Origin of the sequence: Porphyrobacter sp. AAP60, assembly GCF_001296025.1 — a bacterium.
Lineage (GTDB): Bacteria > Pseudomonadota > Alphaproteobacteria > Sphingomonadales > Sphingomonadaceae > Erythrobacter.
This window is the reverse complement of the sequence record NZ_LJHV01000002.1, coordinates 723,667-749,400: the sequence shown is the minus strand read 5'-3', so window position 1 is coordinate 749,400 and position 25,734 is coordinate 723,667. Positions and strand designations below refer to the sequence as shown.

Annotated in this window: 25 protein-coding genes; 14 read left to right on the top strand and 11 right to left on the bottom strand. The window is 64.5% G+C overall.

Annotated features, from left to right (window positions below; genetic code table 11):
• Positions 1–111: 111 nt before the first annotated feature.
• From IP79_RS04125 to IP79_RS04110, 4 genes are all read right to left on the bottom strand, one after another.
• A complete protein-coding gene (locus IP79_RS04125) occupies positions 112–951 on the bottom strand; it encodes a hypothetical protein (RefSeq protein WP_054117928.1) in 840 nt (279 codons plus the stop codon).
• A gap of 132 nt (positions 952–1,083) precedes the next feature.
• Positions 1,084–2,043: a DUF2931 family protein gene (locus IP79_RS04120; protein WP_233994075.1), complete on the bottom strand. Its 960-nt coding sequence runs from the start codon at positions 2,041–2,043 to the stop codon at positions 1,084–1,086.
• A 79-nt stretch (positions 2,044–2,122) separates the two neighbouring features.
• On the bottom strand, positions 2,123–3,532 hold the full coding sequence (locus IP79_RS04115; RefSeq protein WP_054117926.1) for a T6SS phospholipase effector Tle1-like catalytic domain-containing protein: 1,410 nt from the start codon (positions 3,530–3,532) through the stop codon (positions 2,123–2,125).
• Entirely contained in the window at positions 3,529–3,915 is a 387-nt protein-coding gene (locus IP79_RS04110) for a hypothetical protein (RefSeq protein ID WP_054117925.1), read from the bottom strand. Before IP79_RS04110 ends, IP79_RS04115 begins: the two co-directional genes overlap by 4 nt.
• A gap of 166 nt (positions 3,916–4,081) precedes the next feature.
• Here IP79_RS04110 and IP79_RS04105 point away from each other — a divergent pair, with 166 nt between their 5' ends.
• From IP79_RS04105 to IP79_RS04085, 5 genes are all read left to right on the top strand, one after another.
• Positions 4,082–4,876 carry an outer membrane protein assembly factor BamD gene (locus IP79_RS04105; RefSeq protein ID WP_054117924.1) on the top strand — a complete coding sequence of 265 codons (795 nt, stop codon included), beginning with the start codon at positions 4,082–4,084 and terminating at the stop codon, positions 4,874–4,876.
• A gap of 188 nt (positions 4,877–5,064) precedes the next feature.
• Positions 5,065–6,732, top strand: coding sequence for a DNA repair protein RecN (recN, locus tag IP79_RS04100; RefSeq protein WP_054117923.1), 1,668 nt, complete (start codon positions 5,065–5,067; stop codon positions 6,730–6,732).
• A complete protein-coding gene (locus tag IP79_RS04095) occupies positions 6,732–7,631 on the top strand; it encodes an alpha/beta hydrolase family protein (protein WP_054117922.1) in 900 nt (299 codons plus the stop codon). Before recN ends, IP79_RS04095 begins: the two co-directional genes overlap by 1 nt.
• 7 nt (positions 7,632–7,638) lie before the next feature.
• On the top strand, positions 7,639–9,855 hold the full coding sequence (gene ligA / locus IP79_RS04090) for an NAD-dependent DNA ligase LigA (RefSeq protein WP_054117921.1): 2,217 nt from the start codon (positions 7,639–7,641) through the stop codon (positions 9,853–9,855).
• A complete protein-coding gene (locus tag IP79_RS04085) occupies positions 9,855–10,352 on the top strand; it encodes a CinA family protein (protein ID WP_054117920.1) in 498 nt (165 codons plus the stop codon). Before ligA ends, IP79_RS04085 begins: the two co-directional genes overlap by 1 nt.
• Here the strand turns inward: IP79_RS04085 and IP79_RS04080 are convergent.
• From IP79_RS04080 to IP79_RS04065, 4 genes are all read right to left on the bottom strand, one after another.
• Complete coding sequence (locus tag IP79_RS04080; RefSeq protein WP_054117919.1) at positions 10,349–11,020, bottom strand: SDR family oxidoreductase; 672 nt, start codon at positions 11,018–11,020, stop codon at positions 10,349–10,351. The genes IP79_RS04085 and IP79_RS04080 overlap by 4 nt on opposite strands.
• Positions 11,021–11,096: 76 nt before the next feature.
• Positions 11,097–12,008 carry a 50S ribosomal protein L11 methyltransferase gene (locus IP79_RS04075; protein ID WP_054117918.1) on the bottom strand — a complete coding sequence of 304 codons (912 nt, stop codon included), beginning with the start codon at positions 12,006–12,008 and terminating at the stop codon, positions 11,097–11,099.
• Positions 12,005–12,910, bottom strand: coding sequence for a subclass B3 metallo-beta-lactamase (gene bla / locus IP79_RS04070; RefSeq protein WP_082336988.1), 906 nt, complete (start codon positions 12,908–12,910; stop codon positions 12,005–12,007). The genes IP79_RS04075 and bla overlap by 4 nt, the downstream gene beginning before the upstream one ends.
• Positions 12,900–13,625 carry an SDR family NAD(P)-dependent oxidoreductase gene (locus IP79_RS04065; RefSeq protein WP_054117916.1) on the bottom strand — a complete coding sequence of 242 codons (726 nt, stop codon included), beginning with the start codon at positions 13,623–13,625 and terminating at the stop codon, positions 12,900–12,902. The genes bla and IP79_RS04065 overlap by 11 nt, the downstream gene beginning before the upstream one ends.
• Positions 13,626–13,733: 108 nt before the next feature.
• Here IP79_RS04065 and sdhC point away from each other — a divergent pair, with 108 nt between their 5' ends.
• The 5 genes from sdhC to IP79_RS04040 all read left to right on the top strand — a co-directional run bounded on the left by sdhC (position 13,734) and on the right by IP79_RS04040 (position 18,159).
• Positions 13,734–14,114, top strand: a complete 381-nt coding sequence (gene sdhC, locus IP79_RS04060; protein WP_054117915.1) for a succinate dehydrogenase, cytochrome b556 subunit — start codon at positions 13,734–13,736, stop codon at positions 14,112–14,114.
• Between the two features lie 12 nt (positions 14,115–14,126).
• Positions 14,127–14,513 carry a succinate dehydrogenase, hydrophobic membrane anchor protein gene (gene sdhD / locus IP79_RS04055; RefSeq protein WP_054117914.1) on the top strand — a complete coding sequence of 129 codons (387 nt, stop codon included), beginning with the start codon at positions 14,127–14,129 and terminating at the stop codon, positions 14,511–14,513.
• Positions 14,513–16,381, top strand: a complete 1,869-nt coding sequence (gene sdhA, locus IP79_RS04050; protein WP_054117913.1) for a succinate dehydrogenase flavoprotein subunit — start codon at positions 14,513–14,515, stop codon at positions 16,379–16,381. The genes sdhD and sdhA overlap by 1 nt, the downstream gene beginning before the upstream one ends.
• 156 nt (positions 16,382–16,537) lie before the next feature.
• Positions 16,538–17,029, top strand: coding sequence for a hypothetical protein (locus tag IP79_RS04045; protein WP_054117912.1), 492 nt, complete (start codon positions 16,538–16,540; stop codon positions 17,027–17,029).
• Between the two features lie 77 nt (positions 17,030–17,106).
• Complete coding sequence (locus IP79_RS04040) at positions 17,107–18,159, top strand: C13 family peptidase (protein ID WP_082336987.1); 1,053 nt, start codon at positions 17,107–17,109, stop codon at positions 18,157–18,159.
• Here the strand turns inward: IP79_RS04040 and IP79_RS04035 are convergent.
• Positions 18,095–19,753 carry an esterase-like activity of phytase family protein gene (locus IP79_RS04035; RefSeq protein ID WP_082336986.1) on the bottom strand — a complete coding sequence of 553 codons (1,659 nt, stop codon included), beginning with the start codon at positions 19,751–19,753 and terminating at the stop codon, positions 18,095–18,097. The genes IP79_RS04040 and IP79_RS04035 overlap by 65 nt on opposite strands.
• A gap of 124 nt (positions 19,754–19,877) precedes the next feature.
• On the opposite strand from IP79_RS04035, the gene IP79_RS04030 reads away from it, so the two are divergent.
• Together IP79_RS04030 and IP79_RS04025 are read left to right on the top strand one after the other, a co-directional pair.
• On the top strand, positions 19,878–20,267 hold the full coding sequence (locus IP79_RS04030; RefSeq protein ID WP_054117910.1) for a BlaI/MecI/CopY family transcriptional regulator: 390 nt from the start codon (positions 19,878–19,880) through the stop codon (positions 20,265–20,267).
• On the top strand, positions 20,264–21,994 hold the full coding sequence (locus IP79_RS04025) for a M56 family metallopeptidase (protein ID WP_054117909.1): 1,731 nt from the start codon (positions 20,264–20,266) through the stop codon (positions 21,992–21,994). Before IP79_RS04030 ends, IP79_RS04025 begins: the two co-directional genes overlap by 4 nt.
• Positions 21,995–22,010: 16 nt before the next feature.
• Here the strand turns inward: IP79_RS04025 and IP79_RS04020 are convergent, their stop codons facing one another.
• Positions 22,011–22,499 (bottom strand): hypothetical protein, encoded by a 489-nt coding sequence (locus IP79_RS04020; protein ID WP_054117908.1) that lies wholly within the window; start codon positions 22,497–22,499, stop codon positions 22,011–22,013.
• Positions 22,489–23,364 carry a neutral zinc metallopeptidase gene (locus tag IP79_RS04015; RefSeq protein WP_054117907.1) on the bottom strand — a complete coding sequence of 292 codons (876 nt, stop codon included), beginning with the start codon at positions 23,362–23,364 and terminating at the stop codon, positions 22,489–22,491. The genes IP79_RS04020 and IP79_RS04015 overlap by 11 nt, the downstream gene beginning before the upstream one ends.
• Positions 23,365–23,470: 106 nt before the next feature.
• On the opposite strand from IP79_RS04015, the gene IP79_RS04010 reads away from it, so the two are divergent.
• Both IP79_RS04010 and IP79_RS04005 read left to right on the top strand, forming a co-directional pair.
• Complete coding sequence (locus IP79_RS04010) at positions 23,471–24,223, top strand: 3-hydroxybutyrate dehydrogenase (protein WP_054118035.1); 753 nt, start codon at positions 23,471–23,473, stop codon at positions 24,221–24,223.
• Positions 24,220–25,716, top strand: a complete 1,497-nt coding sequence (locus IP79_RS04005) for a M20/M25/M40 family metallo-hydrolase (RefSeq protein WP_054117906.1) — start codon at positions 24,220–24,222, stop codon at positions 25,714–25,716. Before IP79_RS04010 ends, IP79_RS04005 begins: the two co-directional genes overlap by 4 nt.
• The last annotated feature ends 18 nt before the right edge of the window (positions 25,717–25,734 follow it).

Genomic DNA, 25,734 nt, shown 5'->3' with positions numbered 1-25,734 from the left:
GGTTAACCTCATCAGGCGTCTGATGGACACCATATGTTCCGGTCTGGCAGTGTGCAACGATTATGGGGCCAAGACCACCCGGAATGGATGCTTTTCCACGTCCGCCGCCCATCAAGGATCAAACCCCTCATCCTTGATCGTCCAAACCGTCTTCGGCGGCTCAGGCTCCGGCGACCTGTAGGGCCCCGGTGGCACAGGGTCGGGCCAGTCGATGATGCGCCGGGCGACCAGCGCGCGTTCGGCTTCGTCGGCGGCGAGGGCGTCGAGGTCGCGGGTGCGCAGGGCGGTGAAATGCTCCCACGCGGCGCGGGTTTCGTCTGACAGCTTGGCCCACATCGCGGCGGCGTCCCTCGTGTGGCGCTGGCGGATCGCTTCGATCTTGCGGTCGATGCTGGCGCGCACCTCGGCGGGGGTGACATTGGCTTGCTCGGCCTCCCATTCCTTGCGCCATTGTTTCTTCAGCCGATCGACCTCCATCTGGCCGACCGCGTTGAGGCCGCCCATGCCGGAGGTGCGCTTGCCTTCGGAAAATCGCTCGGGCGCGCGGTTGCGCAGGATGAACATCAGCAGCCGGTCATTGTAACGGCGGCGGGTGCCGACCAGCTTGCCGTAGGAGTAGAGCGGTTCCTCCACGCCATTGAGCGCGCGGTCCATCACCACATCCTCGACCCGCTGCACCCCGCAATCGAGCGCGGCCTCCCATGCGGCGGCGAAGCTATCGGCACCGGGCTGGCGGCGAAGGTGGTAGGCGCCGGGCTGGCTCATGTTGACCGCCTTGCACGCGGCCTCGACCGATCCGGTATCGGCGAGCGCTTCGATGAAGGCGGCTTGGCGTTCGGGCGTCCAGCCATCGTGGCGGACATACTGGCGCGGGACCGGGGTGAAGGCGGGCAACTGGCCGCGGGCAGGGGCGGGCAGGCGGGTGGTGCGGGGATCGGATCGGCGGGTCATGGGCGGGTCTTCGCTGGCGGAGGGGGCGCAGACCGGAGCAGAAACGGGCGGGGTAGGAAACGGGAGAGGGCGGCGCGCGCGATGATCGGGCGCGCGGGTTCATGCGGAAGCGGTGGCGTTGGGCGAAGAGCCTCAGGGTGCCGAAATCACCGACTTCAGTTTTTCGAACCTGTAGAATTGTTTGCCCGCCCGAAGGAAGACATCGACCTTGAGGGTGCTCTCGACAGGTTCGAACTCGATGACCATCGGGCGGGCGTCGGTGCCGTTTGAAAGCCTGGCAAAGGCTTCGCGCACTTCAGCTTCATCGAATTCGACGAGGGCGACGAACTTGCGGCCGGTCGGGCCAGTCCAGGTGAAGTCGGCCTTGACCGGCAGTGCAAGCCCCGGGGCCTCTACCGAAGACGGCTTGTCGCGCTCACCGGACAGATCGAACCAGTCGGTCTCGCCATTGAGGAAGGTCATCCACAGGAGGTCGCCCGTGAACTCCCCGGTGACCAGCGGGCGGTAATCGCTGCGCTGCGCATAGGCCTGCCATTGGCCCTCCGGCGGAGGGGTGCGGTTGGCCCCCGCGGCTTTTTCAGGCAGTAGGAGGTCGAGATAGCGGTTGGCGAAGGTCGCGTGCGTATCGGCGGGGTCGTTGGACATGTCCGCGATCGGGATTTCGATCATCGGCAGCCTGTGCATCGACACCAGATGGGTCACACGTCCGCCAGTGACCCAGACCGCCAGATTGCCGCCCGGCGCCATGCCGAACAAGACCGCTTCGATCCGGTGCGCCTCACCCCCGTCCTCGTTCCGCAGTCCGGCGCGCATCCGGTCTTCGATGTTTTGCGTGTCCAGATCGATTTCGCCGCCAAATCCTGTGCGTGCCAGCAGATCATACCATCTGATGTCGAGCTTTTCCGGCGGAGCCTTGAGCGGGTCACCGATAAGCTGGATCGAGCCCAGCTCCCCCCAACCGGTGCTGACAACCCTGTCACTGGGAAGCCCCTCCGTGTTGCCGTCACGCAAAAGGAGAAACGACGTCAGCAGATAGGCGGGATAATCCTTCGGCGCGCTTTCGCTGGCGTACCATTCGAATTTGCTGATCACAGTGTTCTCCGATGTGCTTGGCTGGCAACTTCCGATCGCGCCGGCAAGGGCGACAAAAGCCAGGGCATTCATCAAAGCTCTAGCCATTCTGGATCACCCGTTCCCGGCGACCATTCACATAGTTGGGTCTCATGGGGCTGAGGAGATCGTCAACCCAAGTCGGATCGCCCAAATCCTTGAAATAGGATGTGAAATGCAGATGCCGAGAACGAAGACCCGGCAAATCGGCGAGATAACGACTGCTGGTTTGGTGAAACCAGTCAAACGGACTTGATGCGTGGCGACGGGCATTTTCGTAAAGGCGCAGTCCGCTTTGCACCCCGAGCAGTTCGTTACCCGTCACGCGATTCAGGTTCGAAAAGTTCAAATCTTGTTCGCTTGCGCGGCGGCCCATGATGTTGAGCGGGATAAAGCAATACTGGTTCAAAGCAGTCGACTGCCGCCCGATGATGCTGAATTCCCGGTTGATCACACCGGTGACATCGGTTGTGGTCAGGCGGTTGCCCCCGCCTGTGAACCAGCCTTGACCGCGCAGCCATGCCAACTCGTTTGCCTGGCGCCGCTCCAGACCCGCAGTCGACGCAAACCGGTTCACGGAATCTTTCCAGACGACAAAATGCGCAACGGCGCCGTCGTTGTAGCCCCCACCAATATCTGAATGCCCACCGGGCAGGAACAGTTCGAAACTGTTCCCGCCTCTGTTCGATGACGTGTTTGTCAGCCGGAAGTTGTAGCGGTGTTCGTCTGCTGCGGCGAGATGCACGACCTGGTCGGCGGCTGAAATACTGTCGAGCCGGAGCTCCCTGGTATCGTTGTCATGATCCCACCCATAGGAAGCAACCGTATCATAGAGGCCAACAAAGCGGATCTTAAGGTCGGATACCTTGCGGCCCGCATCGGTCAGCTTCTTTCGCGCGCCAGGCAGGTTAACGATTGTGCGGCCCATGGGTTTGGATCGGCCGTTCAGGATCCGGTGCACCGCATTGCGCGCCGCCGCAGCGCCGCGGCTGAAGCCGAAAGTATCGAAGTGGATGAATTCGAACGGGATCGATGCCGGGCGCTTCATCAGGCGTTCGAGCGCTTTTGAGAAACCGCTTTCAACCTTTTCGAGAACGCCGGTGCCGCCAGTGCCAAATGCTCCGCCGGTCTTGACCGAATCATCGCCCCCGGTGGTCGTCCCGATTCCTTCGATGTAGATCGGGATGACCACATCATAGGCCTTGCCGCGGTAACCGCCCGCGGGCACGAGCTTCTCCGACATCCGCGCGACATTGGAGACATCGTTGGCATAGCTTGCCTGTCCGGCGCGCGCGGACCCGCCACGTTGGCGGGCAGCCGTGTTGAACTTGTTATTGAATGTGCCGTCATAGAACAGCACGATCCGGACGCGTTGAACCGGCTCGGTTCTGCTTTGGCTGGCTGATGCGGTCGGGGCATTGGTCCATGCCTGGCAAGACGGGCAGGATGCAGCCGGTGCGGCGAAACTCATTGATCCTCCTCGCTGTCGAAACCCAGCCTTATCAGCACGGTCGGCGATCCACGCGTCTTGTCGTCCAAAAACCTTTGCAGCCGCAGTGTTTCTGCCGCGCCCTTGCGGGATAGAGCAAAGATTTGAAACTCGGTCAGTGAAGAGAGCAATTCCGGATCAGCAATTCGTCTTTCCAGAATTTTCCAGAAACATTCCTCGTCATCGAATTCGTATCGGGCCGAAAATTGCTCAATCTCCCGGCACAAATCCTCGACGCCCGCGATCCCGATCTGCTGCGTCCATTCCGGATAACGCCGCGCAACTTCTGGCACGGTTATCCGCAGCCAGCTTTCGATCGCGCTGGATTGTGTCGCCTGGTAATGTCGATCGGATACGACGAGCAAGTCACATTCCCCCCACTGGGCCTGCGGTGCAAGAATACTTCAACTCGCCATGCAGGCAACCGCTTTCATTGCTCGTGTTTGATGGCTTGTCGCCGGGGTGCAAAAGCGCCTGCGCCTCCCACACCTTCACTTCCCATTCACCGGACCGCTCGCTATACACCCGCCCATGCCGACCAAACTCACCACGCGCCTTGCTCGCGCCGCGATCGCCGCCGCCACTCTTGCCACCTTGTCCGCCTGTGGTGGCAGCACGGCAGGCAAGGACGTTGCCTATGTCGCGCGCGATGTCGAATCGCTCTATGCCGAAGCGCAGCGGCGGCTTGACCGGGGCAATACGCTTCAGGCAGCCGCGCTGTTTGACGAGGTGGAGCGCCAGCACCCCTATTCGCCCTGGGCCCGGCGCGCACAGTTGATGAGCGCTTTCAGCTATTACATCGCCCGCGATTACAACAAGGCGGTGGGCAATGCGCAGCGCTTCCTGTCGATCCACCCGGGCAACAAGGATGCGCCTTACGCCTATTACCTGATCGCGCTCTCCTATTACGAGCAGATCAGCGATGTGAACCGCGACCAGAAGATCACCGAACAGGCGCAGACCGCGCTGCGTGAGGTCAACCGGCGTTTCCCCCAGACCGAATATGCCGCCGATGCGCGGCTGAAGCTGGATCTGGTGGCCGATCACCTTGCGGGCAAGGAAATGGAGATCGGGCGGCATTATCAGCGCATGGGCCTGTGGCTTGCCGCTGACCTGCGGTTCCGTAATGTCGTGGAAAAGTTCGATACCACCAGCCACACGCCCGAAGCCCTGTACCGCCTGACCGAAAGCAGCCTTGCGCTGGGTCTGCCGCAGGAAGCGGTGAAATATGCCGCAGTGCTGGGCGCGAATTACCCCGGCACCGACTGGTACGAGCGCGCCTTCAAACTGGTGGACAAGCACGCAGAAGGCGTGACGGTGTCTTGATGTGTGTGCGCCCCTCCGGGCGCACATCCTCGCCATGCGTGCAGAAAAGCTGCACCTGCTGCGGGAGGGCGGTCGCCCTTGCGGCTGGTTGGCCGCCGATTTTGGAGTTTTCGGATATCGGGTTTGGGGATTTGCCGATCATCCGCAGGTGACGCGGGCGTGGGTGTGCGCTATCTGTTCTTCCGCCCATGCTGACCCGCCTTTCCATCCGCAACATCGTCCTTATCGAAGCGCTCGATCTCGATTTCGCGCGCGGGCTCGGTGTGCTGACGGGGGAGACGGGGGCGGGAAAATCGATCCTGCTTGATGCGCTGGGGCTGATTCTGGGTGATCGCGCCGAAAGCGGGCTGGTGCGCAGCGGCGAGGATAAGGCGAGCGTTACTGCCAGCTTTGAATTCGCGGCGCTGCCCGCCGCCATCGCGGCCGCGCTGGATGATGCCGACATTGCTATCGAACCGGGCGAGCCTTTGTTGATCCGTCGGCAGGTCAAGGCCGATGGCGGGTCGAAGGCCTTCATCAACGATCAACCCGCCAGCGTCGCCCTGCTGCGCGAATTGGCACCTGCGCTGGTGGAATTGCACGGCCAGCACGATGATCGCGGGCTGGTGAACCCGCGCGGGCATCGGCTGCTGCTGGATCGGTATTCCGGCACCGACAGTGCGGGGCTGGAGCGCGCCTATAGCGCGTGGGCGAGGGCCGAGGCGCAATTGTCCGAGGCACGCGGCGCGGTGGAACAGGCCAAGGCCGATCAGGATCTGCTGATCGCGCATCTGGCCGAACTCGCCGCGCTTGAACCTGTCGCGGGCGAGGAAGCGCGGCTCGCCGGGGCGCGGGCGGACATGCAGAAGAGCGAGCGGCTGGCAGGCGATCTCGAAACGCTGCGGCATGTGTGGGACGGATCGGATTCGCCGCTCGCTTCGCTGCGGGTCGCGGCGCGTAAGCTTGACCGGATCGCGCCCGAACACCCGCTGCTGGCCGAAGCGCTTGCCGCGCTGGATCGCGCCGTGATCGAGGCGGGCGAGGCCGAAGACAAGCTCCGCGAAGCAGCCGGGGCGCTGCTGCACGATCCCCATGCGCTGGAGAATGCCGAAACCCGTCTGTTCGAACTGCGGGCTGCGGCGCGCAAGCACCGCTGCGAGGTTGATGACCTGCCCGAACTGATGCGCACCATGCGCAGCCGGTTGGACGCGATCGAGGGCGGGGAGGCGCAGCTTGATGCTTTGGAGGCTGCCGCGAAGGAAGCGCGCAGCGCCTATGTTACTGCGGCCGAGGCAGCGCATGCGGCGCGTGTCGCGGGCGCGCAGCGGCTGGATACAGCAGTGGCGGCAGAGCTTGCGCCGCTGAAGCTTGATGCCGCGAAGTTCCGCACTGCGGTGACGCGCCTGCCCGAAGACCGCTGGGGCGCGAGCGGCATGGATGCGGCGGAGTTCCTGATCTCGACCAACCCCGGCGCGGACTTTGCGCCGCTGAACAAGATCGCATCGGGCGGCGAACTGTCGCGCTTCATCCTCGCGCTCAAGGTCGCGCTGGCGGAACAGGGCGGGGCGGCGACGATCATCTTCGACGAGATTGATCGCGGCGTGGGCGGGGCGGTCGCCTCGGCCATTGGTGAACGGCTGGCGCGGCTTGCGGCACGCGAAGGGCAATTGCTGGCGGTCACGCACTCGCCGCAGGTCGCCGCCCGCGGGGGGCAGCACTACTTTATAGCCAAGGCATCCAGCGGCACGGTGACGCGGACCAGCGTGGTGCTGCTCGATCAGGCCGGACGGCAAGAGGAAATCGCGCGAATGCTGTCGGGCGCGGAAGTTACGCCAGAGGCGCGGGCGCAGGCGGATCGCTTGCTGGAGGGCGTGTGATGCGCGCCCTCGCTTTGCTGGTTTGCGCGACCGCCGCCTGCGCTCCTATCACGCCTGCGGCTGTCGAGCCCCTGCCGCTCGCCCAGCCCAACAACGCCACCTACGGAACCGAGGCCAATCTGGCGGCCTCCGCGCCTGATGCGATTCTGCGCTACGCCGATCATCGACGCGGGTTTGCCGAACTTCGCGTGCCGCGAGGGGACGGCCCGTTCCCTCTAGCGGTGATCTATCATGGCGGGTGCTGGAAGACCGGCATTGCATCGCAAGCCTATATGGCCCCGCTCGCGACGCGCTGGCAGCAACTCGGCATTGCCACGCTGAATGTCGATTACCGCGAGGTGGGCGATGGCGGCGGCTGGCCGGGGTCATTCGAGGATTGGGCGGCTTCGGCAAAAATGATCGACAAGGTGGTGGCGCGCTACCCCATCGACCGCGCCCGCGTGACGCTGGTGGGCCATTCGGCGGGAGCGCTCCCTGCGCAGTGGCTCACCAACCGTCAGGGCGCGGATGGCCCTGTCGGCGCGCGCTCCCCGACCCTAGCCCGCGCCGCGATTGTGCTCGACGGCCCCGGCGATGTCGGCGCAGAACAGCCCGCGTTCGATAGCCTGTGCCAGTTTTCGGCGGTCGCCCCGTTCATGGGCGGGGAGCAGCAACGCTATCCTGAACGCTACAAGGCGATCTCGCCCTTTACCGCTGCGCCTAATCTGAACGATCTGCTGTTCGTGCAGGCCAAACTCCCTGCGCCTTCTGCCGCCACGCTGGCAGCGCTGGCAGGGGGCGGCGCGCGGGTGACGGTGCGCGAAAATCCCGGCGCGAGCCATTTTTCGATCATCACTCCCGGCGCGCCCGAATATGCCGCGAACGAGGCGGCGATGCTGGCTGTGCTGAAGGGCGAGTAACAAGGCGATGACTGACACTGCAAGCCTCTCCGAAGCCGAGGCCGCCAATGAATTGATGCGCCTCGCCCGCGCCATTGCGCGGCATGACAGGCTGTATCACGCCGAGGATTCGCCCGAGGTTTCCGACGCCGAATATGATGCGCTGGTGCGCCGCAATGCGGAACTGGAAGCGGCCTTTCCGGATCTGATCCGTGACGATAGCCCCTCGCGCAAAGTCGGCCATGCGATCGCCGCCTCGCCGCTCGGCAAGGTGGCGCACGAGGTTCGGATGATGAGCCTCGATAATGCGTTTTCCTCCGAAGAGGTCGCAGAATGGCTGGCTCGGATGCGGCGGTTCCTCAACCTGCCCGAAGCCGCACCGCTGGCCTGCACGGCAGAGGACAAGATCGACGGGCTGTCCTGCTCACTGCGCTACGAGAACGGTAAGCTGGTACGCGCCGCCACGCGCGGCGATGGACAGGTGGGTGAGGATGTGACGGCCAACGTCGCGCATATCCCCGATATTCCCCAAACCCTCCGTTCGTCTCGAGCGAAGTCGAGAGACTTGGCTGGAGAAGGCGTCTCGACTGCGCTCGACGCGAACGGGGAAGGGGACGGGACATGGGAGGTCCCCGCCGTGTTTGAAGTGCGCGGCGAGGTCTATATGGAAAAACAGGCTTTTACCGCACTCAATGCTGCGCAGCATGAAGCGGGCGGGAAGCTGTTTGCCAACCCGCGCAATGCCGCTGCCGGAAGCCTGCGGCAGAAGGATGCGAACGTTACGGCCAGACGTCCGCTGCGGTTCTGGGCGCATGGCTGGGGCGCTGCGTCGGAAGTGCCGGGCGCGACCCAGAGCGAGGTGGTCGAAACGCTTAGAGCATGGGGCTTTCCCGTCTCCCCGCTGTTCACCCGGATCGAGGGCGACGCTGCCGAATTGATCGCGCACTTCAACACCATCGGCGCCGCACGGCCAACGCTGCCCTATGACATTGACGGCGTGGTCTACAAACTCGACCGGCTCGATTGGCAGGAACGGCTGGGTTTTGTCGCCAAGGCCCCGCGCTGGGCGCTGGCGCACAAGTTCCCGGCGGAACGTGCCGAAACCACGGTTCAGGGGATCGACATTCAGGTGGGCCGAACGGGCAAGCTGACCCCGGTGGGCCGTCTCGCACCGGTGCTGGTAGGCGGGGTGACTGTCACCAATGTCACACTGCACAACCGCGACGAGATCGCACGGCTCGGCCTGCGCATCGGGGACCGCGTGGTGATCCAGCGCGCCGGCGATGTGATTCCGCAGGTGGTCGAAAACCTGACCCGCAATGAAACCCGCGCCGCCTTTCCCTTCCCCGATCACTGCCCCGAATGCGGCAGCGAAGCGGTGGCCGAAGAAGGCGAGGTCGATGTGCGCTGCACCGGCGGGCTGATCTGCCCCGCGCAGCGCACCCAGCGCTTGGAACACTTCGTCAGCCGCAAGGCATTGGATATCGAGGGGCTGGGGGAAAAGACCATCGCGCAGTTCTTCGCGCTGGGCTGGCTCGAAAGCCCGGCGGATATCTACCGCTTGCGCAAACGGCACAGCGAGATACTCGGCCTTGAAGGGTGGCAGGAGAAGTCGGTCGATAACCTGCTGGCCGCGATCGAAGCCAAGCGTACGCCCGATGCGGCGCGGTTGCTGTTCGGCCTCGGCATCCGGCATGTGGGCGAGGTGACGGCGCGGGATTTGATGAAGGCGCTTGGCGATCTGCCTGCCCTGCGTGCGGCAGCCGAGACGTTTCACAATTATCGGCATGGCCACCCACAAGTTGCTGACGAGAAGGCATCACCATTCAAGGCGCGCATGGATGAGGCAGCCAAGGACACGTTCGGCGTATCCGACCAGTTCGGGGCGACCGTCGCCCATTCCCTCGCCGATTTCTTCCATGAACCGCACAATGTGGCGGTGTGGGAGGATATCCTCTCCGAGGTCACCCCGCCGCGTTACGAGGTGAAAACAATTGCCAGCCGGGTGGCAGGCAAGACGGTGGTGTTCACCGGGAAGCTGGAAACCATGAGCCGCGATGAAGCCAAGGCGCAGGCCGAACGGCTGGGCGCGAAGGCTGCGGGTTCTGTTTCGGCCAAAACGGATCTGCTGGTCGCAGGGCCGGGGGCGGGATCGAAGCTGAAGAAGGCCGCAGAACTCGGGATCGAAACGATGGACGAGGCGGGCTGGGCGGCCATTGTCGCCGAGGCTTTGGGTTCGGGCTGATGGATTTGCTGCGCGAGCTCCATCCGCAGGCGATGCGGATCGCGGCCCTGCTGCGGGCGCGGAGCGAGAAAGTGGCGGTGGCAGACGGCGCCACGGGAGGCCTGATTGCGGCTTCGCTGCTCACGGTGCCGGGTGCGCTCGATTTTTTCGTGGGCGGCGGGGTGGTCTATTCCTTCCGCGCGCGCGACGTGCTGTTCGCCCTGCCGCGTGAGACCTACAAGGGAATGCGAGGGGCGAGCGCGGATTATGCGCTGCTGCAGGCCCGCGCCATCCGCGACAATTTCGGCGCCGACTGGGGGCTGGCGGAAAGTGGCTCTGTTGGCGGATCAGCACACCCCAGCGGCGCGCCAGCCGGGCGCAGCGTGGCCGCACTGGCAGGGCCGGGGAGCGAGCATACCCGCGTCCTCGACACTGCCAGCGACGACCGGATCGCCAACATGGGCGCCTTCACCCGCAACGCGCTTGCGCTGCTGGAAGACGCTCTGTTGCAGCCTTAATCGTTGGGCATCAGGTAGATTTCGCGCACCGCCGATGTTTCGGGCTGTTCCAGTGCGAAGATCACGGCTGCTGCGACATCATCGGGCTGAAGCTTGGTCGGCTTTTCCTCGTCGAAGAATCCGGTGTTGACCATGCCCGGCGCGATCACCGTTGCGCGGCCGCCCCATTCCCGCATTTCTTCGGCGATGTTGTCAGACAGCCCGTGGATGAACCACTTGGTTGCCGAATAGACTGATCCCTTCATGTGATCACGTCCGGCTTTGGAGCCGGTGACGACGAAATGGCCCTTGGTCTTGCGCAGGTGCGGCATCGCCGCATGGGCGGTGTAAAGCACGGCGAGGATGTTAAGGTGGATCATGTCGTGCCATTCCTTGGGATCGCCTTTTTCGATCCCGGGGTTGGACACGCCCTTTCCGGCATTGGCAAAGACGGCATCGATCCCGCCGAAACGCTCCGCCACCTTGGCAATGGCAGTGGCGAGATCGTCCCGGTCGGTCACATCGCAAGGAAGCGCGAGCGCGGCGTCACCGATCTGACCGGCGAGATCATCAAGCTTGTCGGCCGAGCGCGCGAGCAACGCGACGTTCCAGCCCTTTTCGGCGGCGAGGCGGGCGGTGGCGGCGCCGATTCCGGACGATGCGCCGGTGATGAGAAGTGTGCGGGCCATGATGGGTCTCCTGGGCTTGTGTTTCAGTTACCCAGTCCAAGCGAATGAGCCGCCCGATGTTCCTTTTTGCAGCCAATCAGTTCCCGCGCAGCCGGCGCCTCCGCAGCCACAGGATCGCCCAGTCGCCGCGTTGCAACCGCTTTGCCATGCGGAAACCGGCCAGCATCATGGCGCGCTTTACCGCCGCTTCCTGATCGCCTGCCAGCAATCCGGCCAGCAGCAGGCTTCCGCCGGGCGTTACCGCACGGGCGAAATCTGGTGCGAGTTCCACCAGTGGCCCGGCAAGGATGTTGGCGATCAGCACGTCATACGGCCCGCGCACCGTGATCAGCGGATCGTCCATCCCGTCGGCCACCACCATCACCGCCTCGCCCGCACGCGGGCCGAGCGGTATGGCGTTGAGGGCGGCGTTTTCTTCGACCACCGGCACGCACACCGGATCGATATCTGTCAGCGTCACCTTGGCGCGCGGCCACAGGGCCAGCGCGGCGAAGCCCAGCAGGCCGGTGCCGGTGCCGATATCGGCGATGTTGCGCGCCGTCATGCCGCTCGCCTTCATGTCGGTCAGCATTTCCAGACAACCGGCAGTGGTGCGGTGCTGGCCGGTGCCGAAGGCCTGACTGGCGGGAATGATGAAGTCTATCGCATCCGCGTCTGCGGGATAATCGGGCGTGTGGATGTGGAAGCGCCCGGCGCGGATCGGTGCGACATTGTGCTGGCTCAGCGTCACCCAGTCCTGCGGCGGCAGTTCCTCGATGGTGATTTTAGGCGCGGTTCCTTCGAACAGGCCCTTCAGCGCGGCCTTCTCGGCTTGGCCGGGCTTTTTCGGGAACCAGCCTTCCAGCACCCAGTCATCCGGGCGGTTTTCTGCGATTTCGCGTCCGGCGATCACCAGATCGGCGTCCCAATCGTCGATGTCGTCATGCGCCAGTAGGGCGGCTTGCACGACCGGTTTGGGGGCGTGGAGGCTGAGCTTCCAGGTTGTCATTGCGCGGTGGCTTCCTTGGCGAGGCGGTTGTCCAGCCGCATGGTCGCCATCGCGGCATAGGCCTGACACGCGCCGGGATCGATCCACGGGGCATCGCCAGCCAGCCGCGCGCGCATCGCACTTGCCGAAGGGTGGGGGGTCAGCAGCAGGTCGCAGGCAATCGGATCGAGCCGGGCGATCCCGCGGCGGAACATCGCGACATATTCCGGATGGTCGGTGAAGCGATAAACATCGGCGCTGACCGGCGAGAGGCTGTCGGCATAGACGATGGTGATACATGCACCCTCGTCGCAGCTCTGCCACTGCCAGCTCATCGCGCCCAGCGTATGACCGGGGGTGGCGATGGCGGTGATAGCGGTGCCGCCTGCGGTGATGACCTCGCCATCGGCAGCGGCGCGGACAGTGCCGGTGACGGGCTCCATCGGATCGTGCATTCCTGCCTGCGGATCGCGCGGATCATCCTTGCCGGTGCGCATCACCGGAACAGCATCCGCGCCGACCCACAGCGGCGCGCCGCTCGCCTGCTGCAACCGGGCCATGCCGCCGACGTGATCGAAATGCTCGTGACTGCCGAACAGCGCCTTTACGTCCGCCATGGCAAAGCCGAGCGCGGCGATATTGGCAGCAATAACGTCTGATCCGGGTGCAGTGCCGCTGTCGATCAGTACCGCGCCTTCATCGCCCACGATCAGGATAGCGGCGATCCCGCAGGTGCCGACATGGTAGGTGTTGCCGTAGATGCGGTAGGGCGGGGCGGGCTTGTCCCAATCGTCCCAGTCCGTGCAGGCAGCGACCCATGCGGCGCGGTTGGCTTCGGGCACCAGCGGGGCGGGGGCTTCGGCATGGGCGCAGGCAGCAAGGCCCAAGGCTGCGAGCAAGGCGGCGGGAAGTTTAGCGGACAAAGCTTGCTCCGTTGGCGTCGATCACCGCGCCGGTCATGCTTGGCGGGGCGTCCAGCGCGCAGAAGGCGATGATGGCGGCGATTTCGTCGGGCGCGGCAACGCGGCCGAGCGGGATGTCGGCCAGCAAGCCCGGCCCGCCGCGGCTGGCGAGGTAATCGCCCGCCATGCTGGTATCGGTAAAGCCGGGGGTGACGGCAAAGCTCAGGATGCCATCCTTGGCATAGGCGCGGGCGATGGTCTTGTGCATGGCGATCATCCCGCTTTTGGCGGCGGCATAGTGCCAGTGCGCCGGGCTGTCACCGCGATAGGCGGCGCGGCTGGCGACGTGGATCAGCCTGCCGCCTACCCCGCGCGCGTGCCAGTGGTTGACGGCAAAACGCGAAAGCTGCGCTGCCGAAGTGAGGTTGACGCGCAAGGTATCCTCCCACGCATCCAGCCATTCGATGTCCGAACGATCAAGCCGGTTGGCCTCGAACCTTCCGGCGTTGTTGACCACGGCGTCAATCTGCCCGCCCGAAAGTTCCAGCGCGGCTTCCCACAGGCCTTGCGCAGCCTGGGGATCGCCGAAATCGGCGGCGATGATCGGCGGCGCGCCGTCTGCTGCGGTGTGGCTGCGCGAGGCATGGCCGATCACCGGCACCCCGCGCTCGGCCAGTTTTGCCAGTGCTGCCTTGCCAATTCCGCGACTTGATCCGGTTACAAGTATGTGTCCCATGCAAGCGCCTATCACGAAATTTGCAAGCTGTGTCCACCGCTCGCCGCTTGCCTCACGCGTGTGGGACGCTAAGTGGGAAGCCAAATCTAGGGACCAGACGGGATCATCATGAACCAAAGACCGCTTTCTCCCCATTTGCAGGTGTGGCGCTGGGGGCCGCACATGCTGGTATCGATCCTCCACCGCGCCACCGGTGACGGCATGGCCGTGGTTGGACTTGGCGTGCTGGTATGGTGGCTGGGTGCGTTGGCCAGCGGGCCTGCCGCCTATGCCAGCTTCCAGTCGATCATGGGATCGCCGCTGGGCATGCTGGTGCTGGTGGGCCTCAGCTGGGCGTTTTTCACTCACATGATGAGCGGGATGCGCCACTTCGTGCTGGATATCGGCGCAGGTTACGAACTCAAGACCAATCGCTTGTGGTCGATCGCTTCGCCGATCATCGCTGTTGTACTCACCGCGGGCTTCTGGGCCCTCTTGCTGCTTCGCTGAGGAGACGGGACTATGGGTAACGGAACCTCAATCGGACGCGTGCGCGGGCTGGGCTCGGCACATGCAGGCGCGCATCACTGGCTGGTGCAGCGCTTCACCGCGATCGGCAATGTGGTGCTGATGAGCTGGCTGCTGGTCAGCTTCGTCGTGCTGGGCGATTTCGGCTATGAGAATGTGGTGAAGTGGCTGTCGCAGCCGATTTCGGCGACTGCGATGATCCTGCTGGTGATCAGCCTGTTCTGGCACGCACGCCTTGGGCTGCAGGTGGTGATCGAGGACTATGTCCACGAAGCCGGCAGCAAATTCGCCGCGATCTCGGCGCTCAATCTTGCAACTATCGGCGGCGGCGCATTCGCGATTTTCAGCGTTGCCGCACTCGCATTCGGAGGACAGGCCTGATGGCTACCGCAGCAGCACCCGGCACCGCCAATGACGTCGGCGGGGCTCACTTGAAGGGCGCTTACAAGATTATCGACCACACCTATGATGTGGTGGTGGTGGGCGCGGGCGGTTCGGGCTTGCGCGCCACGATGGGCGCGGCGGAAAGCGGCCTGCGCACCGCCAATATCTCCAAGGTGTTCCCCACCCGCAGCCATACCGTGGCAGCGCAGGGCGGGATCGCGGCGAGCCTCGGCAACAACAGCCCTGATCACTGGACCTGGCACATGTACGACACCGTCAAGGGGTCTGACTGGCTGGGCGATCAGGACGCGATCGAATATCTCGCCCGCGAAGCTCCGGCTGCTGTTTACGAACTTGAGCACGCAGGCGTGCCCTTCAGCCGCAACGCCGATGGCACGATCTACCAGCGCCCGTTCGGCGGCCACATGCAGAACATGGGTGCCGGCCCGCCAGTGCAGCGCACCTGCGCCGCGGCCGACCGCACCGGTCACGCGATGCTTCACGCGCTGTATCAGCAGAGCCTGAAGTATGACGCGGACTTCTTCATCGAATATTTCGCGCTCGATCTGATCATGTCCGAACGCGACGGCGAGAAGGTGTGCGTCGGCGTGATGGCGATGTGCCTGGATGACGGCACGATCCACCGTTTCCGCGCGCAGTCGGTCGTGCTGGCAACCGGCGGTTATGGCCGCTGCTATTACACTGCCACTTCGGCCCATACCTGCACCGGCGACGGTGGCGGCATGGTGCTGCGCGCCGGCCTGCCGATGCAGGACATGGAGTTCGTCCAGTTTCACCCCACCGGCATTTACGGTGCGGGCGTGCTGATTACCGAAGGCGCGCGCGGGGAGGGCGGCTACCTCACCAACTCCGAAGGCGAGCGCTTCATGGAGCGGTATGCGCCGTCCGCCAAGGATCTGGCGAGCCGCGATGTGGTGAGCCGTTCGATGGCGCTGGAAATGCGCGAAGGGCGCGGCGTGGGGCCAGAGGGGGATCATATCTACCTCCACCTCGATCACATCGACCCGAACGTGCTGGCCCAGCGTCTGCCGGGCATCACGGAAAGCGGCAAGATCTTCGCCGGTGTCGATCTGACCCGCCAGCCGCTGCCGGTGACCCCGACGGTGCATTACAACATGGGCGGTATCCCCTGTAACTATCACGGGCAGGTCGTGACCCTGGGGCCGGATGGCAACCCCGATCATGTGATCCCCGGCCTTTATGCCGTGGGCGAGGCGGCCTGCGTTTCGGTGCACGGGGCCAACCGTCTCGGTTCGAACTCGCTGATCGATCTCGTGGTGTTCGGCCGTGCGACCGGACATCACCTGCGTGATAGCCTGAAGGCCAATGCCAAGCAGCCCGAACTTCCCGCCGACAGCGCCGATTTTGCGCTGACCCGGCTCGATCACTTCCGCTATGCTCAGGGCGGATCACCCACCGCGCAGATCCGTGCGGAAATGCAGAAGGCGATGCAGAAGCACTGCGCCGTGTTCCGCGATCAGAAGCTGATGGACGAAGGCGTGGCGAAGCTCGCCGAACAGAACAAGCGGATGGAGGACATCCACGTCACCGACCAGTCGCTGATCTGGAACAGCGATCTGATCGAGACGCTGGAGCTCGACAATCTGATGGCACAGGCCAATGTCACCATCGCCAGCGCCGCCAACCGCAAGGAAAGCCGCGGCGCCCACGCGCACGAGGATTTCCCCGATCGCAACGATGCCGAATGGATGAAGCACACCATCGCGTGGTTCGACGGCTGGGGCGGTCGCGGCAGCAACAGCCGGATCGACTACCGTCCGGTGCATGAGTATACGCTTACGGATGATATTGCTTATATCGAGCCGAAAGCGCGGGTGTATTGATCCGGCGGCTTTAGATAGAACTTCGAAGGCCCGGTCCCCCAAAGGGGTCGGGCCTTTTTTTCTTTGGTGCCGTAGCCCGTCAGCCTGCTGAAATCGCTCGTGCTATTTTGGTTCAAGAATGATATTCGGTAACCTCTTGTCAACGGGGGGAAGCCAATGATCGGAAGTATCGAAACCAGCGCGGGTTACATTACGCAGGCTAAATATGTGCGCATGCAATCGGCGAACGAACTGGAACGTCGACTCGGATTTCGTGCCGGTCGCCTGAAAGATGGTTTCAAGCTCATCTTTTTGATCGACATTCTGATGCCCGATGATTTCGAATTCAGGGGTTACACTCAGATGAGTGGCGGGATCGAAAGAGGCCACAAGGCCGCCTTTGCCAAAGGGCCCAATGCCGAACAGCGGCTGGCAAGCGATGGTGTCGATCTGCGCCGGCTCAAAGAGAAGATTTGCCGGGAAACCTTTACCTATCAAGGCGCGGATCGCCTCTGCAAGGTTGTGCCGCATGCTGCCCCGTTCGGTGATGCAGACTATCCCGCAGGAACCGGCATTCCGCAGTGGGAAATCGTTAGGAACCGTCCCAAACGGTTCAAGGTTGCCGAACTTGTCGCGCCGGGGCAGGCCTACAGCGGTATGTACGTCTGATCGCCAAGATGCAGAGGGAGTGGGCGGGAAAAAGATGACTTGACGCTGGAGGCGTTGCCGCGCCACCTTCCTCCCCGATGAATAGGGGCCGGATCATCGCTGGGCTGTTGGCGGCATTGTTCGCTGTGCCCGCGTTGTCGCAGTCCTCTGCCCCCGATCCCAACCAGCCCCCGCCGCATGTCGCACCGTTCCCCGATCTCGGTGGCGGGCAGAGCCGGGCCGAGCGGCGCAAGTCCTACGAACTCAGCCCCGAATTGCAGCGGGGCGTATCGGCGGGGCAAATCCGCGAACAGCAGCGCAGGCTTGATACCGCACTTGCCGCGCTTGCACCCCAGCGGCCTGGCACGGCCGATGCCTACGTCATAACTATAGCTCTCGATAGCGATCCGGTGTTTGCGCGTGAGGCGCGCGAGGCGGGGCGGGTGCTGGGCGCGCGTTATGGGGCGCAAGAACGCACGCTGGTGCTGGCCGGGCCGGATGGCACCCGCGATGATGCGCCGCATGGGTCGATCACCGCGCTGCTACTCGCGCTGAGCCATGTCGGCGGCCTGATGGACGCAGGCGAGGATGCGCTGGTGCTCTACACCACCAGCCACGGCATGGATCTGGGCCTCGCCTATCATTACGGCGACAGTGGCTATGGCATCCTTTCGCCCGCGAAGCTGAAGGCAGCGCTTGAGGAAGCGGGGATCAAGCGGCGGGTGCTGATCCTCTCGGCCTGCTATTCGGGCGTGTTCGTGCCCGCACTCGCCAGCCCTGACAGCGCGATCCTGACCGCTGCGGCCAGCACGCGCACATCTTTCGGCTGCGTGGCGGAGAATGACTGGACGTTCTTTGGCGACGCGCTGATCAACCGCGCGCTGCGTCAGCCCGTTCCGCTGGACGAGGCAGCGCGCATGGCCGGGCGATCGGTTGCCGAGTGGGAGACGCAGGCGCGCTTCCTTGCCTCGCTGCCGCAGGTCAGTATCGGGCCCGAAGTCGGCACCTGGCTCCCCGCGCTTGAAGCGGGCCGGCCGCGCATAGCCAGCGCGCCGGTGGGGCGGCCCGCGTTTGACGAAGCGGCGCTTATGGCGATTGCGGCGAAGGGGCTGGCAAAGGAGAAGGCGCCGAAAGCCGCCGCGCCGAAATAATTTTGACCGGCTGGCTCAGCATTTCGCCCTTCATCACGCCTTCGCCCGCGTCCGGATCGCGCTTGGCTGCGTGGATCGCGGCGACCACGTTCATCCCCTCCACCACATAGCCGAACACCGCAAAGCCTGCGCGCCAGGCGGGATCGGCGGCGGCGGGATCGGCGTTGAAGCCGGCCTGATTCTCGATCATGATGAAGAAATCGCCGGTGGCGGTGCCGGGCTCATTCATCGCCATCGACAGCGCGCCGTGGGTGTGGCTGAGGCCGGTTTGAGAGGTCGGTTCATGCGCGATGCCCGGCCGCACCCGCGCGGGATCGCCGCGTGTGCCGCCCTGCAGCAGCCCGCCGGGCTGGGGGCCGCCGGGCATTCTCACCGCGCGGTAGAAATTGGTGCCATCCAGTCGCCCTTCTTCGACATAGCGCAGGAAATTGCCTGCCGTTACGGGCGCGCGTTCGGTTTCCAGCGCGATGGTGATCGGACCGAGGCTTGTTTCGATTCCCACGTTGACGCTGGCCGCTTCAGGAAATGGTCGGATACCGGGCCGGGCAGTGGGCGTGGTGGCAAAGCCTTCGGGCGTGGGCGGCGGCGCGACAACGGGCGCGCCCTTCACTTCGAACTTCATCACCAAGGTGCGCTGGCATCCGGCGCCCGGCTTGGTCTCGCAATTGCGGAAATTGTCGTCAGAGGCGAGGTAGAGGAAGGTTTTCCCCTCGGCCTCACGCACGGCCAGCCCTTCGAAATTGTCGAGAGCGAGCGGCGGGGCGAGTACTGCCAGCGTTTTGGGATCGGCATCGGGGGCCAGCTCGACAATCGCGGCGCGGTTGCCATAACCGGGCGTATAGCTGCGGAACAGGACGTAGCATGTATCATCCGCCTTGCAGGCTGCGTCGGTCGGCACGCCGCCGACATCGGCAATGCCTTCGGGCGCGGGCAGGTGGAAACGGGTAATGCCGCCCATCGATGCGTGCACGCAATTGGGCCGGGCAGGATCGACCCATTCGCCGCAGGCCAGAAAGGTGTTCGGGCTGGCCGCCATTGTTTCAAGCCCGGCATTGGATTGGGCATCGGCTGTCAGCGCAACTGCCGCGGCGGCTTCGGGCCGTGACGCTGCGTTGACAGCAGGCCCGCCCAGTTCGCCATATTGCCAGATGCGGTGTTCCTGTTCGAAGGCGACCAGCCATTCGCCTGTCGGCAGGCGGGTAATCGCTTCGGCATCACCGCGGGTCTTGCTGGCAAGCTTGCCGCCCTTTTCATCGCGCAAATCGCCGATTGTGACCGATGAAATATCGACAAGGCGGCCCGCCACATCCTCGGGCGTCATGATCAGCCAGCGCCCGTCATCGGCCACCGCGTAAAGCTGCCCATCGTGCCATTCGAGGCCGGAGATGCCGCCGATCCCGACCTTGTCAGGCGCGATTTCCACCCCGCCGCGAAAGATCAGATCACCCACTTCCACATCGCCTGCGTCTGCCGAAAGCTCGACCGGCGTGGTCAGCGGCAGAAACGCCTCCTGCGCCAGGGCGGGGTTGGCGAGAAGCAGGGCCATTGCTGCGAGTGGTGGGGCGGCGAAGGGCAAGGCGGCGCGGATTGTCATTCGTCCGGGTGTATCGTCCGTTTGCCGAAGCGCAAGCCGGTGCGCCACCCGTTCATGCAGCGGCAAGGTTTACAAACGTAGTCGTTGTGACTACAGGTGTAATCGCCTTGAGGGAGGCTTTGCCATGAACACCCCTGAAGAACCCGCCCACGACCGCATTACCGATGCCGAACACGCCGTGATGGAGGCGCTGTGGGATCGTCCGCGCCAGACCGCCGCCGAAGTATGCGAGACGGTTTGCACCCCGCGCGGATGGAGCCTTGCCACCGTCAAAACCCTGCTTTCGCGGCTTGTGCAGAAAGGCGCGCTGGCTGCCGAGCCTGACGGGCGGCGGTTTCTCTACACCCCACTGATCGCCCGCGATGCCTATGTCGGCGGCGAATCGCGCCGGTTGGTCGATCGCCTGTTCGGCGGCAATGCAGCCTCGCTGGTGGCACACCTGGCCGAGACCGAGGCGCTGAGCGCAGATGATCTCGATGCCATTGAGACGCTGCTGAAGGAGCTGCGGCCATGAGCGCCGTGCTGCTGCACATGCTGGCATGGACCGGCGTGCTGATCGCGGCGGTGTTGCTGCTGCGCCGCCCCGTTGCGCGGTGGTTCGGCCCGCAGGTTGCCTATGCCTTGTGGCTGCTGCCCTTGGCCCGGCTGTTCCTGCCGCCGATCACCTTGCCTGCATGGATGGCACCGCGTGCGCCTTTGCCTGAACCTGCCGCCATCCCGGTTTCGGTCGATACTGCAGCGACATCGCAGGCGATGGCCGATGTTGCGATCGTCCCGGCAGAAGTGGCCCCTGCCGCCGGTTATGATCTGCTGGAGACGCTGGCCGGTCTTCCGTTGGCCGAATCGCTGTTGCTGGTCTGGCTGGCGGGGGCGGGGGTGTTCCTGTGCCGCCGTTTTGCCGCCTATTTCGAACTGCGCGATGCGCTGCTGGCCGAAGGGCGCGAGGTCGGGCGGGTGCGCGAGGGTTTTGCAACCGTGCGGCTGGTCGAGACACCGGGCACGCCTGCGCCGCTGGCGATGGGTGTGCTTGATCCGGTCATCGCGCTCCCGCCCGGCTTCATGGCGCTGCATGACCGGCAGGCGCGCGATCTGGCGCTGGCGCATGAACTGGCGCACCACCGGGGCGGCGATCTGCTGGTCAATGTGCTGGTGCAGCCGCTGTTCGCGCTGCACTGGTTCAATCCGCTCGGCCGCTATGGCTGGCTGGCGCTGCGCCGCGATCAGGAAGCCGCCTGCGATGCCCGGGTCATGGCGCACCGCGATGCGCAGGATCGTGCCGCCTATGCTGCGCTGATTGCCCGCTATGCCGCCGCACCCGTTGCTGCGGGCAATGCCGCCCTGACTGCGCCGATGGCCTGTCCGGTGCTTGGCGAAAAATCGATCATTCACCGTCTGAGGAGCCTGTCGATGTCCCGTATTTCCCTGCGTCGCCGCCTTGCGGGAGGTGCCTTGCTGGGCGCCGGCCTGCTGACCCTGCCGCTCACCGCTTCGTTCAGCTATGCCGCGAGCGACCCTGCGCAAGCCGTGCCCGCCGAAGCGCCCGAGCCGCCAGCCGCGCCCACGCCGCCTGCACCGCCGCATGCGCCCGAAGCGCCCGATGCGCCGCAACCCCCGGCACCGCCCGAAGCACCGCTCGCCTTCGTTTTTCCGGACGGGGAAGGGGACAGCGAAGGGGATGGCAAGACCATCGTCAGCGAACGCACGACCCGCAGCGCGGATGGTAAGGAGCGCACCGTGAGGATCGTCCGGCGCACCAGCGCAGCGGGCGAACCCATCACTGTCGATCTTGCCCGGTCCGAATGGATGAGCGAGCAGGAACATGCCGAAATGACCGCCGCCCTGCGCGAAGGACTGGCCGAAGCCGAGCGGGTGCGGGCTGAAATGAGGCAAACGCTGGCCTTTGCCATGATGCAGGCGGACAAGGCACGCGAGCATGCCGAAGCTGCCCGTGCTGCGGCGCCAGAAGTCATGGTGCTCAAGGATTGCACGTCAGCGTTTCCCGGTCAGGCCCAGGTCATCAATGGCAAGGATGGCAAGAAGACGATTATGATCTGCCAGCCGCGCATTCAGGCGCTGGCGATGCGAGGGTTCGATGACGCGCGCGCTGCCTCAGCCCGCCGAGGGCTGGAACAGGCGCGCGCCGAGATCGCCAGAGACAGGGAAATCCCTGAAACTACCCGCAAGGAAATGATTCAGCACCTCGACCGGCAGATTGCCCGTCTGGCTGACAAGGAGAGCTGATCCCCTGTGCGGCTGGTTATTTCATGACCTTGGGCCGGGCAGGGTAAGCACAACCGCGCCCAAGCCCCCAGCCCTTGAGGAATGCGCGTCTTGCCATCCCCGCAGTATAGGCAGCGCGCAGGGCGCGGTCATTGCCGGCCGCGCCCGTCACTTCGCGCACGATCCCGCGAAAAGGCAGGATCGATCCGACCACGCTTTGCCCGATCCGGCCCTGGCTGAGCCTCTGTTTTCCGTCAGCATCGGCAATATCGTAATCCGCGCCCAATTCGGTATCGAGCGCGGCGATTTCGCTGATCAGCGCGTTACAGCGCTTCATCCCAGTGGTCGAATAGGGGGCAAGTGCAGCCCTTTGCAGCACTTCGGGAATATCGCGCCCGTCGATATTGAGATCGCGTAGCGGGGTCTTGGCGACTTCGGTTGCGTCAGGCTCGGCCATGACCTGAGCGGCCGCGGGCGATGCCAGCAAGCCAGCCACCGCCAGCACCGCCAGCGTTTTAACCCGCATCGAAGAAGACTTCACAGGCAGAATCATTGCGACTTTCCAATCCTAGTTTGAGCGCTTCCATGCGCTGACGGCTGGTACCGTGGGTAAAGTTTTCCGGTCTGATGCTTTGACCGGCATTGCGCATCAAAGTGTCGTCCCCGATGGCGCTGGCGGCTTTCAGGCCTTCTTCCAGATCGCCGGGTTCAATCTTGTCGCGGTTGCGGCCGGCCCACATTCCCGCATAGCAATCCGCCTGCAATTCCATCGCCACCTGCAGGCGGTTGGCGGCAGAGGGGTTGCGCTGCTGTGCTTGCCTGACCTGCGGCGACAGGCCCGTAATCGTCTGGATGTGGTGGCCATATTCATGCGCCAGCACATAAAGCCGCGCGAAATCGCCGCCCGTGCCGGACATCTGCGCCAACTGGTCATAGAAGCTCGTGTCGATATAGATACCCTTGTCTGCCGGGCAGTAGAACGGCCCCGCTGCCGAGGTGGCGCTACCGCAGCCTTTGGTATCTACAGCGCCATCGCGGTACAGATCGAGCACGGGCTGTTCAAACGGCAGGTTGGCGCGCTGAAACGCCGCCGCCCAGGTGGCATCGAGGCTGGCGAGGGCCGCGCAAGCCTCGGTTGCGTAGGCGTTCTGCGCGCAGACTTCATCTGCCGTCAGTTCGCTACTCCCGCCGCCTTGCACCGGCCCAGCCTGCTGCTGCACGCCTTGCACCATGCCGATGGTCTGCATCGGATCGAGCCCGAACACCGTGGCCCCGATCAGCGCGATCACCAGCGTGCCGCAGCCGATCCCGCCAGCGCGGCCAACCCCGCCGCCGCCTGCGCTGCTGGAACGAACATTGATATTCGATGTGTCAAACGGGCCTAACCGCATTCGTGTCCCCTCCATTCGTCGTATTCGTTCGGCAATTTGCTGGACAGCCGCAATTCGCGCGGCAAAAGCGATGGGCAAGAGGCCGAACGTGCAGGAGATGCGACCAATGCTCAAGGACAAGCGCGCCCTTGTCACCGGTTCGACATCGGGAATCGGGCTTGCCATCGCGCGGGCGCTGGCCGCCGAGGGTGCCGAGGTGATCCTCAACGGGTTTGGCGATGCCGATGAAATCGCAGGCCTTTGCGACGAATTGGGCGCAAGCTACAACGGTGCGAACCTGATGCAGCCCGATGCCATTGCGGCGATGATGGCCGACATTGGCCCGATCGATATCCTCGTCAACAATGCCGGGATGCAGCACGTTGCCCCGGTCGAGGATTTCCCGCCCGAAAAATGGGATGCGATCATCGCCCTGAACCTTTCCGCGGCGTTCCACACCACGCGGCTCGCGGTGCCGGGGATGAAGGCGAAAGGCTGGGGGCGGATCATCGCCACCGCCAGCGCCCATTCGCTCACCGCCTCGCCCTTCAAGAGCGCCTATGTCGCGGCCAAGCACGCGATGGCGGGCTTTACCAAAACCATCGCGCTGGAACTGGCGACCCACGGCATCACCGCCAACTGCATCTCGCCGGGCTATGTCTGGACGCCGCTGGTTGAAGGCCAGATCCCCGACACCATGGCCGCCCGCGGCATGACGCGCGAGCAGGTGATGAATGATGTGCTGCTGGCCAAGCAGCCGACCAAGAGCTTTGTGTTGCCTGAAGATGTCGCCGCGCTGGCGCTGTTTCTGTGCGGCGATGCAGCGCGCAATATCACGGGGGCGAATTACAGCATCGACGGGGGATGGACCGCCGAATGAGCGCAAACAACGCCCGGCTGCTGTTCACCCTGCTGGCGTCCCTGCTGCTGGCGGCCTGCGCGCATGTTCCGGTTGAGAGCGTATCGACTAACGACCGCGAGGCAATCGCGGCGCGGATGATGGCTGATATCGAAGTGCTCGCCAGCGATGAACTCGGCGGGCGCAAGCCGGGGACGCCGGGCGAGGAAGCGACGATCGCTTTTCTGGAACAGCGCATGGGCGAGGCCGGGCTGGTGTCTGGCACCGGCGATCCGGGCAGCTATTGGCGGATGCCGGTTGATCTGGTGTCGACCCGCGCGCTTTCGGGCCAGTTGACGCTGACGCAGGGGCTCAACAGTGTGACCGTTCCGGAAAGCGATGCCATTGTCTTTACCCCCCGCCGCCGGGCGCTGGCGACCAGTGGCCCTGCCACAGGTGTGCCGGTGGTGTTTGTGGGCAAGGGTGACGGCCTTGTGCTGACCGACGCCATGGCCGGAGCCGTGGCGGTGATGCTTCCCGATCCCTCCCGCGATGTGGCCCGGCGCGCGGCGCTGTTCGACCAGCGCGCCACCGCCGTGCTGACCGTGGTGCCTGACGAGGCCGCCATTGCCCGCCTGCGCAGAGCCGGATCGCGGGAACGGGTGCGGCTTGCCAGCGAGGACAAGGATACGCTTTCCGCCTATATCACCGATGCCGCGATGGCCGCATTCATGGGTGAGGCGCGCTGGGCGCGGATGAAGGCCGATGCCGATGCGGAAGATTTCTCCCCGATCGAGATCAATCTGGCGATCACGCTGGAAGCGGCGGCAGACCGGCGCGAGTTCACCAGTTACAATCTGGTCGGCAAGATCGCGGGTAGCGCGCCGGATGCGGGGGCCGTGCTGTTGCTGGGCCACTGGGATCACCTGGGCGAATGCGGCCCGGCCGATGCCGAAGACCGGATCTGCAAGGGCGCGGCCGACAATGCCAGCGGGATTGCCGCGATGCTGGAACTGGCGCAGCGGCTCAAATCCGGCCCGCCGCTTGCGCGCGATATCTATGTGCTTGCCACCACGGCAGAGGAATCCGGCCTGCTCGGCGCACGGGCCTTTGCCGAAGCCCCGCCGCTGGCGCTGACGCAGATCGTGGCAGCGTTCAACTTCGATATGGTCTCGGTCGCTCCGGCAGGCAGCGCGCTTGGCTTCATCGGGCGCGGCGCGACCCCGCTTGACCAGATCATCATCGACCATGCCGCGCGCAGCGGGCGCACGCTGGGCGATGAGGCACTGGCCGCCAGTTTTGTCCAGCGGCAGGATGGCGCAGCGCTGCTGAATGCCGGGGTGCCGACTGTGCTGTTATCAAGCAGCTATGGCACCAGCGAGATCCTGCAACCCTTCCTGTCCAGCCGCTATCACCGTCCGTCCGATACGCCTGCGGCGCTCGATCTCAGCGGTGCGGTGGAGGATCTGCTGCTGCATGAAGGACTGATCCGGATTATTGCCGATCCGGCGCGTTATCAGCCGCCTGCGGGGTAAACAGGCCCTGACCCTAGC

Excerpts from the sequence above, each read along its gene's own strand:
- IP79_RS04080 (WP_054117919.1), bottom strand. The coding sequence starts at position 11,020 with ATGGCCCGCACACTTCTCATCACCGGCGCATCGTCCGGAATCGGCGCC.
- IP79_RS04065 (WP_054117916.1), bottom strand. The coding sequence starts at position 13,625 with ATGGGACACATACTTGTAACCGGATCAAGTCGCGGAATTGGCAAGGCA.
- IP79_RS04115 (WP_054117926.1), bottom strand. The coding sequence starts at position 3,532 with ATGAGTTTCGCCGCACCGGCTGCATCCTGCCCGTCTTGCCAGGCATGG.
- sdhD (WP_054117914.1), top strand. The coding sequence starts at position 14,127 with ATGGGTAACGGAACCTCAATCGGACGCGTGCGCGGGCTGGGCTCGGCA.
- IP79_RS04045 (WP_054117912.1), top strand. The coding sequence starts at position 16,538 with ATGATCGGAAGTATCGAAACCAGCGCGGGTTACATTACGCAGGCTAAA.
- IP79_RS04005 (WP_054117906.1), top strand. The coding sequence starts at position 24,220 with ATGAGCGCAAACAACGCCCGGCTGCTGTTCACCCTGCTGGCGTCCCTG.
- sdhA (WP_054117913.1), top strand. The coding sequence starts at position 14,513 with ATGGCTACCGCAGCAGCACCCGGCACCGCCAATGACGTCGGCGGGGCT.
- IP79_RS04030 (WP_054117910.1), top strand. The coding sequence starts at position 19,878 with ATGAACACCCCTGAAGAACCCGCCCACGACCGCATTACCGATGCCGAA.
- IP79_RS04085 (WP_054117920.1), top strand. The coding sequence starts at position 9,855 with ATGGATTTGCTGCGCGAGCTCCATCCGCAGGCGATGCGGATCGCGGCC.
- IP79_RS04125 (WP_054117928.1), bottom strand. The coding sequence starts at position 951 with ATGACCCGCCGATCCGATCCCCGCACCACCCGCCTGCCCGCCCCTGCC.
- IP79_RS04020 (WP_054117908.1), bottom strand. The coding sequence starts at position 22,499 with ATGCGGGTTAAAACGCTGGCGGTGCTGGCGGTGGCTGGCTTGCTGGCA.
- IP79_RS04105 (WP_054117924.1), top strand. The coding sequence starts at position 4,082 with ATGCCGACCAAACTCACCACGCGCCTTGCTCGCGCCGCGATCGCCGCC.
- ligA (WP_054117921.1), top strand. The coding sequence starts at position 7,639 with ATGACTGACACTGCAAGCCTCTCCGAAGCCGAGGCCGCCAATGAATTG.
- sdhC (WP_054117915.1), top strand. The coding sequence starts at position 13,734 with ATGAACCAAAGACCGCTTTCTCCCCATTTGCAGGTGTGGCGCTGGGGG.
- IP79_RS04040 (WP_082336987.1), top strand. The coding sequence starts at position 17,107 with ATGAATAGGGGCCGGATCATCGCTGGGCTGTTGGCGGCATTGTTCGCT.
- IP79_RS04095 (WP_054117922.1), top strand. The coding sequence starts at position 6,732 with ATGCGCGCCCTCGCTTTGCTGGTTTGCGCGACCGCCGCCTGCGCTCCT.
- IP79_RS04010 (WP_054118035.1), top strand. The coding sequence starts at position 23,471 with ATGCTCAAGGACAAGCGCGCCCTTGTCACCGGTTCGACATCGGGAATC.
- IP79_RS04025 (WP_054117909.1), top strand. The coding sequence starts at position 20,264 with ATGAGCGCCGTGCTGCTGCACATGCTGGCATGGACCGGCGTGCTGATC.
- IP79_RS04075 (WP_054117918.1), bottom strand. The coding sequence starts at position 12,008 with ATGACAACCTGGAAGCTCAGCCTCCACGCCCCCAAACCGGTCGTGCAA.
- recN (WP_054117923.1), top strand. The coding sequence starts at position 5,065 with ATGCTGACCCGCCTTTCCATCCGCAACATCGTCCTTATCGAAGCGCTC.
- IP79_RS04035 (WP_082336986.1), bottom strand. The coding sequence starts at position 19,753 with ATGACAATCCGCGCCGCCTTGCCCTTCGCCGCCCCACCACTCGCAGCA.
- IP79_RS04015 (WP_054117907.1), bottom strand. The coding sequence starts at position 23,364 with ATGCGGTTAGGCCCGTTTGACACATCGAATATCAATGTTCGTTCCAGC.